This window comes from Rugamonas violacea (assembly GCF_016461825.1).
GTDB lineage: Bacteria > Pseudomonadota > Gammaproteobacteria > Burkholderiales > Burkholderiaceae_D > Rugamonas.
The window spans coordinates 106,725-119,814 of sequence record NZ_JAEMNU010000016.1 but is presented as its reverse complement, the minus strand read 5'-3'; the positions used below and the strand labels follow the sequence as shown (position 1 = coordinate 119,814).

The following is a 13,090-nucleotide window of genomic DNA, read 5'->3' as shown; positions in this document are numbered from 1 at the left end:
CCCCCCCCCCCCCCCCCCCCCGCGACGCGCCACACAGGAGAGAAACATGTCTGACAATCAAGACGACCAAAGCATGGATGACGATTGGGGCGCGGCCATCGCCGAGCAGGCCAAGGCGGAAGCCGACGCGCTGCAAAGCCAGGCCGCCAGCGCCGCCGTCTTCAAGGACTTCTCCAACCAGGGCAGCAAGACCGAGACGCACAACGACATCGACTTCATCCTCGACATTCCGGTCCAGCTGACGGTGGAACTGGGCCGCACCAAGATCGCCATCAAGAACCTGCTGCAGTTGGCGCAGGGTTCGGTGGTCGAGCTCGACGGCCTGGCCGGCGAGCCGATGGACGTGCTGGTCAACGGCTGCCTGATCGCCCAGGGCGAGGTGGTGGTGGTCAACGACAAGTTCGGTATCCGCCTGACCGACATCATCACGCCTTCCGAACGCATTCGAAAACTGAATAAATGAAACCTGCTGTTCTTTTCACCACATTGCTGCTGGCCGCCGCCGCGCTGCCCGCGTCGGCCCAACACAGCGCCTCCGGCACCATCGCCCCGGCGCCCGCCGCGCCGCAGCAAAGCGCCAGCGTGTCGGCGCCGCTGTCGAACCATCCGCCCGCCGGCCCGGCCACCGCCACGGCAGCACCGTCCAACGCCGTAGCCACGGCGACGCCGGCCGCCGCCGAGCCGGCCGTCGCCGCCGCCGACACGGCGCCGGCAGCCAAGGCCGGCTCGGCCATGGTGCTGCCGGCCCCGGCGCCGCTGGTCGTCGCCGCGCCGTCGGCGTCGGCCCCGTCGGCCCCGTCCTCGGCCGGCGGCCTGGTGCAGACCACGCTGGCGCTGGCCTTCGTGCTGGCCCTGCTGGTCGGCCTGGCTTGGCTGCTCAAGCGCTACGGTCCTAAAACGCTGGGCAACGGCGGCGGCACCGTGCGCCTGGTCGGCTCGCTCAGCGTCGGCACGCGCGAGCGCATCCTGGTGGTCGAGGTCGGCGAACAATGGATCGTCGTCGGCGCCTCGCCGGGCCGCATGAACGCGCTGGCCACCATGCCGCGCCAGCAACAAGACGAGATCGCCGGCAATCCCCAAGCGGGCCTGCCGGGCGCCAATTTCGCCGAGTGGTTCAAACAGACGATAGAAAAACGCAATGGTAAATAAGTCGTCCGCGCCTTGGCTCGCCGCTCCCGCGGCCGGTTCGATTGGTAAGTGCTTACTCGCGCTGGCCGCCCTGGCCCTGCCGCTATGGGCGCTGGCCGAGCCGGGCATTCCGGCGTTCAACAGCGTGCCGGCGGCGGGCGGCGGCACCAACTACACGCTGCCGGTCCAGACCCTGCTGCTGATGACGGCGCTGTCCTTCCTGCCCGCCGCGCTGCTGATGATGACCAGCTTCACCCGCATCATCATCGTGCTGTCGCTGCTGCGCCAGGCGATCGGCACGCAGTCTGCGCCGCCCAACCAGGTGATGGTCGGCCTGGCCCTGTTCCTGACGCTGTTCGTCATGGGGCCGGTGTTCGACAAGATCTACACCGAGGCCTACCAGCCTTTGCAGGAAAACAAGATCACCATGAGCGTGGCGATGGAAAAGGGTGTCGCCCCATTAAAAACTTTCATGATGAAGCAGACCCGCCAGGCCGACCTGGCGCTGTTCGTCAAGATTTCGCGCAGCCCGGCGCTGCAGGGACCGGAGGACGTGCCGCTGCGCGTGCTGATTCCCGCCTTCGTCACCAGCGAGCTGAAGACCGCCTTCCAGATCGGCTTCGCCATCTTCATCCCCTTCCTCATCATCGACATGGTGGTGGCCTCGGTGCTGATGTCGATGGGCATGATGATGATGTCGCCGGCGGTCATCTCGCTGCCCTTCAAGCTGATGCTGTTCGTGCTGGTGGACGGCTGGCAGTTGCTGATCGGCTCGCTGTCGCAGAGTTTCTACTAGGAGCGCGCGATGACCCCGGAAAGCGTCATGACGATGGGCCGCCACGCGATGGAGATCACGCTGATGGTGGCCGCCCCGATGCTGCTGGTGGCGCTGGTGATCGGCCTGGTGGTGAGCATCTTCCAGGCCGCCACCCAGATCAACGAGAGCACCCTGTCCTTCATCCCCAAGCTGGTCGGCATCTTCATCGCCCTGGTGGTGGCCGGGCCGTGGATGCTGTCGGTGATGCTCGACTATATGCGCGAGGTGTTCGGCGGCATTCCGGGCATGGTCGGCTAGATGCTTGCGGTAGCGCAACTAAATTGTAACGGGGGCTCATGATTACGCTCTCCACTGCCGATATCAACCTATGGATCGCGGCATTGCTGTGGCCGCTCACGCGCATCCTCGGCCTGATCGCCGCCGCTCCCCTGTTCGGCAACAACAGCGTGCCGATCACCGTCAAGGTCGGCCTGGGCGTGCTGTTGGCGCTGATCGTCGCGCCGGCCGTGCCGGCCCTGCCGGGCGCCGACCCGCTGTCGCTGGCCGGCCTGTTGATCCTGTCGCAGGAGCTGCTGATCGGCCTGGCGATGGGGTTTTCGATGCGCATCGTCTTCGCCGCCGTCGAGATGGCCGGCGAAATCGGCAGCCTGACCATGGGCCTGGGTTTCGCCACCTTCTTCGATCCGAACACCCAGGGCCGCTCGTCGGCGATCAGCCAGTTCCTGGCGCTGGTCGCCACCATGGCGTTTCTGGCAACCAACACCCACCTGGTGCTGCTGTCGGCGCTGGTGGAAAGCTTCAGCAGCCTGCCGCTGTCGGCCCAGCCGATCTACGGCGGCGGCTTCAAGCAGCTGGCCGACTGGGGCGGCAAGATTTTCAGTATCGGTGTCCAGTTGTCCCTGCCCATCGTGGCGGCGCTGCTGATCACCAACGTCGCGTTGGGCATTTTGACCCGCGCGGCGCCGGCGCTCAACCTGTTCGGGATCGGTTTCCCGATCACTTTGGGCGTCGGTTTGCTGGTGTTGGCCATGTCGCTCCCCTACCTGGCCACGCCGCTGCAACAGTTGTTTTTGGACGGCATTGAACGCACCAGGCTGATGCCGCGCACCTGGTCGGAGAAGGCAAACTTGCCGCTTCGACCAGTACCGCGCGCCCCGCGCCCATAGGGAAATTCAATAGCCGAAACACGTAGATTTGATTTCCATGCGGCAATTACCGGCGTATCATGGAGGTCACTGGGAGAACTTGCATGACATCGATCGTAGCCGCCTTCACTTCCGACCAGATCATCGCCCTGCGCACCGACCAGGTGGCGCTGCTGACGACGGAGGACATGCAGGCCTTTACCACCGACCAGATCGCCTATCTGAGCACGGCCCAGCTGCGCGCGCTCAGTTCCCTGCAACTGCGCGCCATGGAAACCGAGGACGTGGCGTCCTTCACCACCGACCAGATCGTCTCGCTGAGCACCCGCCAGATCGCCCTGTTGACCACCGGCCAGAGCGCCGCCCTGACCACCGACCAGGTGGGCGTGCTGAGCACGGCCGACATGCGCGCCCTGCGCAGCGACCAGCTGGCCTCCTTGCAATCGCAACAAGTCAACGCGCTGACCACGGGCGAGCTGCACGCCCTCACCACCAGCCAGATGGGCGCGCTGGGCGCCGACCAGGGCAGCGGCCTGAGCAGCGACCAGCTGGCCAGCCTGAGCAGCGTGCAACTGCGCGCCCTCAACAGCGCCGCCGTCGCCGCCCTGCTGACCGAACAAATCGCCTCGCTGGCCACGGCCGCGCTGGCCACCATGACCAGCAGCCAGATCAACGCCTTCACGGCGATCCAGTTCCTCGCCCTGTCGACCGACCAGATGGTCGGCCTGAACACCGCCCAGATCGCCGGCCTGTCGAGCGACAGCCTGGCCCTGCTCGGCACCGACCAGGTGGCCGCCATCGAGACGCGCGACATCGCCGTGCTCAGCAGTGCCCAGGTCGGCTTCCTCAACGCCGACCAGATCGTCGCCCTGACCACCACGCAAATGAAGGCCCTGCGCAGCGCCGCCATGGCCGGCCTGAGCGTCGACCAGATCCCCCTGTTGAGCAGCGACCAGATCGCCGCGCTGAGCTCGCTGGTCTCGCTCAGCACCCTGCAAATCTCCGCCCTGCTGACCCAGCAGATCGCCAGCCTGGAGACGCGCGACGTGGTCGCGCTGAGCAGCCGCCAGCTCGGCGCGCTGCAGGACTACCAGTTGAACGCCTTCACCACCGACCAGATCGTCGCCCTGTCGAGCGACCAGGTCGGCGCGCTCAGCACCACCATCCTGGCGCTGCTGACCACCGACCAGGTGGTGGCGCTGGAGACGCGCGACTTCGCCCTGCTCAACTCGCGCCAGATCGGCGCGCTCGACGTCAACCAGGTCGCCGCCCTGCGCACCGCCCAGATGGCGGCGATGAACAGCGCCGCCCAGGCGGCGTTGCGGCCCGACCAGCTGGTCGTGCTGAGCAGCGACCAGATCGCCGGCTGGCTGTCGCTGGCGGCGCTGACCACGCTGCAGATCGCCGCGCTCACCAGCGACCAGGTGGCCACCCTGGAAACGCGCGACATCGCCGCCCTCAGCAGCGCCCAGCTGGCCGCCTTCAACCCCGACGACATGCTGGCGCTCGGCAGCGACCAGTTGATCGCGCTGGGCACCGCCCAGTACGCCGCGTTGACGACGGCCGCGCTGAACCTGCTCACCACCGACCAGCTCACCTTCATCGAGACGCGCGACATCGCCGCGTTGACCACCGCCCAGGTGGCGGCGCTCAACAGCGAGCATTTGACGTCGCTGAGCACGAATCAATTCACCGCCCTGTCGAGCAAGGCCATCGGCGCCCTGCTGACCGAACAGATCAGCGTGCTCACCAGCGCCCAGATCGCCGCGCTGGCGACGCTGAACGGCATGAACTCGCGCCAGATCGCCTCGTTCACCACCGACCAGATCGCCCAACTGACCACGCGCAGCCTGGCCAGCCTGGCCGCCAGCCAACTGGGCGCCTTCACGTCCGACCAGTTGCAGGCGCTCAACAGCGACCACATCATCGCGCTGAGCACGGCGCAATTCCGCGCCTTCAACAGCGACACCATCGCCGCCCTCACCACCGACCAGATCGGCTTCATCGAAACGCGCGACATCGCCGCCCTGCTGCCGAACCAGATCAACAAGCTCAGCACCGACCAGATCGCCGCCCTCAGCATCAACCAGACGGCGGCGCTGACCTCGGCCGAGACGGTGGCGCTGACCAGCGACCAGATCGCCGCGCTGAGCAGCAGCCAGCTCGACGCCCTGACCTTGACCACGCTGACCACGCGCCAGGTCGTCGCGCTGACCACCGACCAGATCGCCACGCTGAACACGGCCGACCTGGCCGGCCTGAAAACCAGCCAGATCGCCGCCCTCAGCAGCGACCAGGCGCACGCCCTGACCACCGACCAGATCGTCGCCATGGGCAGCGCCCAGCTGCGCGCGCTCAGTTCGGCGGCGCTGATGGCGCTCAACACCGACCACATCGTGGCGATCGAGACGCGCGACCTGCCCGGCCTGCGCACGCTGCAGATCAGCAAACTGACCACCGACCAGATCGTCGCCCTGGGCACCGCCCAGATCGCCGCGCTGACCAGCGCCGAGGTGCGCGCCCTCAACAGCGACCAGATCCGCGCGCTGGGCAGCCAGCAAATCTCGGCGCTGAGCAGCTTCACCGGCTTCAGCACGCGGCAGATCACCGCCCTCACCAGCGACCAGCTGGGCAACTTCGACACCCAGGACCTGGCCACGCTGAGCACCGCGCAGATCGCCGCGCTGGGCAGCGACCAGGTGGCCGCGCTGAACTCGACGCAGATCATCGGCCTGAGCACCGGCCAGGTGCGCGCCATCGCCACGCAGACCCTGAGCAGCTTCAGCAGCGACCAGATCAACGCCATCGCCCTGAACGACCTGGTGCAGATGAGCACGCGGCAGATCGCCGCCCTCACCACCGCCCAGCTCGACACCATGCGGACCGCCCAACTGGCCGCCTTGACCACCGCCGAGCTGCGCGCCCTGACGGCGCTGCAGATCGCCAGCCTGGCCAACGGCCAGCTCGACGCGCTGAGCCGGCTCGACGTGCTGGCCAGCGGCCAGGTCGCCGCCCTCACCACCGACCAGTTGGCGAGCATGTCGACCAACGACCTGCTGACGCTGCAAAGCGGCCAGATCGCCGTCCTCAACACCGACCAGGCGCAGGCGCTGACCACCGACCAGATCCACGTGCTGAGCACGGCGCAGATCCGCGGCCTCAATTCGCTGGCCATCGCCGCCCTCACCACCGACCAGGTCGCCGCGATTTCGCTGACCGACCTGGCCGCGCTGCGCACCAGCCAGCTGACCAAGTTCAACAGCGACCAGATCGCCGCCCTCAGCACCGCCCAGATCACCGCCTTGACGACGCAGGAAATCGCCGCGCTGACGCCGGGCCAGAAGGCGGCGCTGAGCAGCGCCCAGCTCGGCGCGCTGAGCTCGCTGAACTCCTTCACCACGGCGGCCATCGCCGCCCTCACCACCGACCAGATCGCCACCCTGTCGCTGGCCCTGCTGGCCACCCTGAGCACGCGCCAGATCGCCGCCCTGACGACGGCGCAGACCGCCTCGCTGACCACCGACCAGGTGGTGGCGCTGAGCACCGCGCAGATCCGCGCCATCGGCGGCGCCGACCTGGCCGCGCTGACGACCGATCAGATCGCCGCCATCGAGCTGGTCGACATCGCCGCGCTGAAGACCAGCCAGGTCGCCGCGCTGGCCACCGCCCAGCTGGCGGCGCTGACCAGCGACCAGTTCGGCACGCTGAGCACGGCCGACATCGCCGCCCTGACCACCGTGCAGATCGCCTCCCTGTCGACCAGCCAGATCGCCAGTTTCGCCAGCCTGGCGCCGCTGACCAGCCGGCAGATCGGCGCCATGACCAGCGACCAGATCGCCAGCCTGTCGCCGGCCAGGATCCCGACGCTGAAGACCAGCCAGATCGCCGGCCTGACCAGCGCCCAGGTGGGCGCGCTGAGCAGCGACCAGATCGTCGCCCTGACCAGCGCGCAGATCCGCAGCCTCAACAACACCACCCTGGCCGCCCTGACCACCGACCAGATCGTCGCCATCGAACTGGCCGACCTGGCCGTGATGAAGACCAACCAGATCGCCGCCCTCAGCACCAAGCAGGTGGCGGCGCTGACGCTGGGCCAGCTCGGCGTGCTGACCTCGCAGGAAGTGGGCGCGCTGACCTCGCGCCAGCTGGGCGCGATGAGCACGGCGCAGATCGCCGCGCTCGGCTCGCTGGCCGGCCTGAGCAGCCGGCAGATCGTCGGCCTGTCGAGCGACCAGATCGCCTCGCTGACGCCGACCCAGATCGCCGCGCTGAAGACCGCCCAGGTGGCCGCCTTCAGCTCGACGCAGATCGGCTATTTCAACACCGACCAGATCGTCGCGCTGACCACCGGCCAGATCCGCGCCCTGTCGAATCCGGTGCTGGCCGCCTTGAGCAGCGACCAGATCGTCGCCATCGAACTGGTCGACCTGGCGGCGCTGCGCACCGCCCAGGTCGTCGCACTCAGCAGCGACCAGCTGGCCGCGCTGACACTGACCCAATACGGCGCCTTGACCTCGCAGGAAATCGCCGCGCTGAGCACGCTCCAAATCGGCTACCTGACGAGCCAGCAGATCGACGCGCTGAGCAGCCTGGCCTCGCTGGGCTCGACGCAGATCGCCGCGCTCAGCTCCGACCAGGTGGCCGGCCTGGTGGCGGCCGACCTGGCCGCCATGAAGACGCGGCAGATCGCCGCCATGGGCAGCAAGCAGATCGCCGGCCTGAGCACCGACCAGGTGGTCTTGCTGTCGTCGGCCCAGTTGCGCGCCTTGGCGCCGCTGAGCATGGCCCGCTTCAGCACCGACCAGATCGCCGCCATCGAAGTGGCCGACATGCCGACCCTGAGCACGGCGCAGATCCAGGCGCTGACCACCGACCAGATGGTGGCGCTGCGCACCGAACAACTGCACGCCCTCAGCAACGCCGAGATCGGCGCGCTGACGGTGGCCCAGCTGGCCGTGCTGTCGCCGGCGCAGATCAGCGCGCTGGGCAACCTGGCCGACTACACCACCAACCAGATCGCGGCGATGTCGACCAGCCGCATCGCCGCGCTCAGCACCGACGAACTGCAGACGCTGAGCAGCAAGCAGATCGCCGCGCTGACGGTGGGCCAGGTGCGCGTGCTCGACAGCGACCAACTGGCGGCCCTGCTGCCGGGCCAGGTCGGCGCCCTGTCGACCAAGGCGGTGGCCGGCCTGACCACCGACCAGATCACCTATTTGACCCCCGACGAGATCGCCAACCTGCGCACCGCCCAGCTGGTCGCGCTGGGCACCGAGCAGATCGTCATGCTCAACAGCGACCAGATCGGCGCCTTGACCAGCGCCGACACCGCCGCGCTGCGGGTCGCCCAGGTGCAGGCGATGAGCGCCAGCCAGGTCGCCGCGCTGAGCGCGTTGCGCGCGCTGGGCAGCGCCCAGGTGCGCGCGCTGGGCAGCGACCAGATCGCCGCGCTGCCGCTGGCCCAGCTGCAAACGCTGAGGACCAGCCAGATCGCCGCCCTGAGCAATAGCCAGACGCCCTTCCTCACCACCGACCAGATCGTCGCCCTGCTGACGGCCCAGTTCGCCTCGCTGTCGAGCAAGGCGCTCGGCGCGCTCGACGCCACGCAGATCGGCGCCATCGAACTGGCCGACCTGGCGGCGCTGCGCTCGAGCCAGTTCCAAGTCTTCAACAGCGACCAGATCGCCGCCATCAGCAGCGACCAGATCGTCGCGCTGAGCACGGCCGTCATCGCCAACCTGAACAACGCCCAGCTCGACCAGCTCAGCGACGTCCAGCTCATCGCGCTGAGCACCGCCCAGGTGCGCGCGCTCAGCACCAAGGCCATCGCCCGGCTGACGCCGACCCAGTTCGCCGCCATCGAACCGGGCGACCTGGCCGCCATGCGCACCGACCAGGTGCGCGCCTTCACCACCGACCAACTGGTCGGCATGACCACCGACCAGCTGATGGCCCTCACCACGGCCGAACTGGCCGCGCTGACCAGCAAGCAGATGGACGCGTTCACGCCGGCCCAGTTCCTGCTGCTCGGCCCGCTGACCTCGCTCACGCCGAACCAGATCGGCGGCCTGCCGACCGACCGCATCGCCGCCCTCGACGACACCCGCCTGGGCCAGCTCAAGACCAGCCAGATCGCCGGCCTGACCAGCCGCCAGATGCCGGCCTTCGACACCCACCAGTTGCAGACCTTGAGCACGGCGCAGTGGCGCGCCTTCACCACCGGCGCCCTGCGCGCGCTGACCACCGACCAGATCGCCGGCCTGGCGCTGGACGACCTGGCCGCCCTGAAGACCAGCCAGCTGGCCGCCTTCAAGACCGAGCAGATCGCCGCGCTGAGCACCGAGCAGATGTTCGCCCTGACCACGGCCGAAGTGGGCGCGCTGACCAGCGCCCAGTTGCGCGCCCTCAGCCTGGACCAGTTGGCCGGCCTGAACACCCTGGCCGGCATCAACAGCGACCAGATCCAGGCGCTCAGCAGCGACCAGCTGATCGGCATCGACGTCGACCACCTGGCCACGCTGCGCACCGCCGCCATCGCCACGCTGCGCAGCAGCCAGGTCGGCGTGCTGACGCCGGACCAGATCATCGCCCTCAGCACGGCGCAGTTCCGCGCCCTCAGCGACGCCGCCCTGGCCGGCCTGACGGCCGACCAGTTCGCCGTCATCGAGTACGACGACCTGCGCGCGCTGCGCACGGCCCAGCTGGTGGCCTTGAGCACCGACCAGATCGCCTTCCTCAGCACCGACCAGATGACCTGGCTGACCACCCAGGAAATCGCCGCGCTGAGCACGCGCCAGCTGGTCTCGCTGTCGCTCGACCAGATCGGCGCGCTCAGCTCGCTGGCGCCGCTCAACACGGTGCAGATCGGCGCCCTGTCGATTGACCAGTTGCAGGCCATCGACCTGGCCCACCTGGCCACGCTGCGCACCGCGCAGATCGCCGCGCTGAGCAGCCGCCAGGTGGTGGCGCTGACCAGCAGCCAGTTGTACAACCTGAGCACGGCGCAGGCGCGCGCCCTCAGCGCCACCGTCATCGCCGCGCTGGGCACCGAACAGATCGCCGCGTTCAACCCGGCCGACCTGGGCGCCTTCTCCAGCGTGCAGGTGCTGGCGCTGCGCACCAACCAGATCAGCGCGATCACCACCGACCAGTTGAGCGCGCTGTCGACGCGCATGCTGTCCACCCTCAGCAGCAACCAGATCCGCGCCCTGAGCAGCGACCAGTTCGGCGCCCTCGGCACCTTGGCCGCCTTCGGCACCAACCAGTTGGTCGGCCTGAGCTCAAGCCAGGTCAACACCCTGTCCGACGGCATGCTCGGCACCCTGCGCACCAGCCAGATCGCCGGCCTCGGCGCGACCCAGGTGGCCGGCATCGCCACCAGCCAGATCGCCCAGCTGAGCACCGCCCAGATCGGCGCCTTCGCCACCCGCGCCCTGCTGGCGCTCAGCGCCGACCAGTTGCACGCGCTGTCCGACACCGAGCTGGCGGCGCTCAAGACCAGCCAGTTGTCATCGCTGTCGACGCAGCAGATCAGCCAGTTCAACGCCAGCCAGATCGCCGTGCTCGGCACCGGCCAGATCCGCGCCCTGAAGACGCCGCAGATCCGCGCCCTGACCGCCGACCAGCTGGCCAGCCTGACCAACTCCCAGCTGGCCGCGTTCAGCTCGACCCAGGTGTGCGCGCTGACCCCGGCGCAAAGCGCCGCGCTGAGCCCCGACCAGCTGGCCCAACTGCCGCTGGGCAGCCCGCTGATCCTCGACCTGAACGGCGACGGCATCGACACGCTGGCGCTGGCGGCCGGCGTGCGCTTCGACCTGTACGGCGACGGCGAGAAGATCCGCACCGGCTGGGTCGGCGGCGGCGACGGCCTGCTGGCGCTGGACCGCAACCATGACGGCCGGATCAACGACGGCGGCGAGCTGTTCGGCACCGCCACCGCCGCCGCGGCGGGCGGCAAGGCGGCCGACGGCTTCGCCGCCCTCGGCGAACTCGACAGCAACGGCGACGGCGTCGTCGACCGGCGCGACGCCCGCTTCGGCGAGCTGCGCGTCTGGGTCGACGGCAACGCCGACGGCGTCAGCCAGGCCGGCGAGCTGAAGACATTGGCCGAGCTGCACATCGCCCAGCTGAACGTGGCGGCGAGCAAGGTCAACGAGCGCGACAACGACAACTGGATCGGCCTGCGCGGCGGCTTCGTCACCTCCGACGGCCTGCAGGGGCAGATGGCCGACGTCTGGTTCCTGGCCGAGCGGGCGGCGCGGCAGAGCGCGCCGCTGAGCGCCAAGGTCAGCGGTTTGACCCAGGCCATCGCCGACTTCGGCCATGAGGCCGGCGGCGCCGCCGGCGGCCCGGCCTGGACGGCCGACCCGGCCGGCACGGCCGCCACGGCGGCGGCCTCGGCCGGCGCCGCCGCCAGCCTGGCCGGCAGCGTCGCCGCGCTGGGCCGGCAGTTGCAGCAGTTCCAGGCGGACCACGGCGGCCGGCCGGCCGAGTCCGCCGCCGGCCAGGGCGAGGAGTGGCGCCGCCGCCTCGAACAGGCCGGCATCCTGGCCGCCAAGTAGCGCCCCGGCGCGACGACAAAAGGCCCGCCCCACTTGCGTGGGGCGGGCCTTTTTCATGCTTTGCGAAAGTGGCCGGTACGCCGGCAAAACCCACTGGCACAAACCGGGGTCGGACCCGGCGGGTCCGACCCCGGCTTCACGCCGCGGGGTTTTGCCGGCATGCCCGGCGCCTTGACGAACTACTTGATCGGTGCCGGCATCGCCACTAGCCGATGTAGTTGAACAGCGACAGGCCGGTCAAGGTCTTGTAGGACTTCTGCGCCGCCTCCAGGGTGACCTGCTGCTGCGAGAACAGCGAAATGGCCTTGACCACGTCGACGTCCTGCAGGTTGGTCAGCGTGGTGGCGTACTGCAGATTGGTGTCGTCGCCGGCGCTGTCGAGGTAGTCGAGCTCCTTCAGCCGCGAGCCGACCTCGGCGCGGATCGACAACACATTGTCGAGGGCGTTGTCGATGTTCATGTTGGCCTGGTTGAGCTTGTTGCTCAGGCTGGCCTGGCCGGCGGCGCCGTCGCCCGGCGCGCGCAAGGCACCGATCAGGTCGGTCAGGGTGCCGAACACCGACTGCTTCTGGCTCGGCGCCACGGTGAAGCGGTCGAGGTCGGCCGGATCGCCCTTGATGTCGAACTGCAGGCCGTCGAAAGTGATGTTCTGCCCCGTCGCGTAGGGAATCGGGTCGGCCGGCACCGGATTGGGCGGCACCGGCTGGTTCAAGGTCAGGTCCATCACCGTGTAGGTGGTCACCTTGGGCACGCCCGGCGTGGCCGGCACCACGGCGAAGTTGATTTCGTACTGGTGGCCGGTCAGCAGGGTGGCGTCCTTGACCGAGCCGGGCGCGATGATGCCGGTGCCGCCGCGGCCGTAGTTGGCCGGATCGAAGCCGGTCTGGAAGGTGCCGTTGCCGGTGATGTTGTTCTCGAACACGGCGCTGCCCGAATCGCTGATCGGCAACTGCCGGGTCGAACCGACCAGCAGCTCGCGCTGCCCCTGGTCGCCCTGGTAGGCGGCGCCGGTGGCGGTCTGGGTGAACGGCACGGTGGTCGACTTGTAGCCGGCGAACTGGTAGCCGCCGACGCCGTCCGAGGTGTTGGCCAGGCCCAGCAGGTCGGCCAGCCGGCCCTCCAGCTCGATGGCCAGCGATTCGCGGTCCTTCTTGGTCATCGAGCCGTCGCCGGCGTTGACGGTCAAGGTCTTGACGTCCTGCAGCAGCGAAGTGGTCGAGGCCAGCGCCACCTCCTCCTGCGACAGCGAGGTCTTGGCGTTCATCCGGTTGGTCACCAGCTGGGTGTTGACCGACTGCGACTGGGTCACCTCCAGCGCGCGCGCGCTGGCGATCGGATCGTCGGCCGCCGTCAGGTTCTTGCGCCCGGTCGAGAGTTGCTGCTGGGTGCGCGCCAGCGAGGTCTGCAAGGTGCCCAGCTGGTTGACGCCGACGTCGTACACGGTTTTCGAACTAATCCTCATGATGCACCCTCTTCTG

Annotated in this window: 7 protein-coding genes; 6 read left to right on the top strand and 1 reads right to left on the bottom strand. The window is 68.8% G+C overall.

Features of this window, described 5'->3' with window-relative positions; all coding sequences use genetic code 11:
• Positions 1 to 46 precede the first annotated feature (46 nt).
• The 6 genes from fliN to H7U20_RS03030 all read left to right on the top strand — a co-directional run bounded on the left by fliN (position 47) and on the right by H7U20_RS03030 (position 11,612).
• On the top strand, positions 47 to 463 hold the full coding sequence (gene fliN / locus H7U20_RS03055; protein ID WP_093384499.1) for a flagellar motor switch protein FliN: 417 nt from the start codon (positions 47 to 49) through the stop codon (positions 461 to 463).
• Positions 460 to 1,149 carry a flagellar biosynthetic protein FliO gene (fliO, locus tag H7U20_RS03050; RefSeq protein ID WP_199518135.1) on the top strand — a complete coding sequence of 230 codons (690 nt, stop codon included), beginning with the start codon at positions 460 to 462 and terminating at the stop codon, positions 1,147 to 1,149. Before fliN ends, fliO begins: the two co-directional genes overlap by 4 nt.
• The gene (fliP, locus tag H7U20_RS03045) at positions 1,139 to 1,924 is read left to right on the top strand and encodes a flagellar type III secretion system pore protein FliP (protein WP_199518134.1); all 786 of its coding nucleotides are present in this window, start codon (positions 1,139 to 1,141) and stop codon (positions 1,922 to 1,924) included. Before fliO ends, fliP begins: the two co-directional genes overlap by 11 nt.
• 9 nt (positions 1,925 to 1,933) lie before the next feature.
• A complete protein-coding gene (fliQ, locus tag H7U20_RS03040; RefSeq protein ID WP_199518133.1) occupies positions 1,934 to 2,203 on the top strand; it encodes a flagellar biosynthesis protein FliQ in 270 nt (89 codons plus the stop codon).
• Positions 2,204 to 2,241: 38 nt separating this feature from the next.
• Positions 2,242 to 3,072, top strand: a complete 831-nt coding sequence (gene fliR / locus H7U20_RS03035; protein WP_199518132.1) for a flagellar biosynthetic protein FliR — start codon at positions 2,242 to 2,244, stop codon at positions 3,070 to 3,072.
• A gap of 83 nt (positions 3,073 to 3,155) precedes the next feature.
• Entirely contained in the window at positions 3,156 to 11,612 is an 8,457-nt protein-coding gene (locus H7U20_RS03030; RefSeq protein ID WP_199518131.1) for an iron-regulated protein frpC, read from the top strand.
• 205 nt (positions 11,613 to 11,817) lie between these two features.
• Here H7U20_RS03030 and flgL read toward each other — a convergent pair whose 3' ends face one another.
• Positions 11,818 to 13,074, bottom strand: a complete 1,257-nt coding sequence (gene flgL / locus H7U20_RS03025) for a flagellar hook-associated protein FlgL (protein WP_199518130.1) — start codon at positions 13,072 to 13,074, stop codon at positions 11,818 to 11,820.
• Positions 13,075 to 13,090 lie beyond the last annotated feature (16 nt).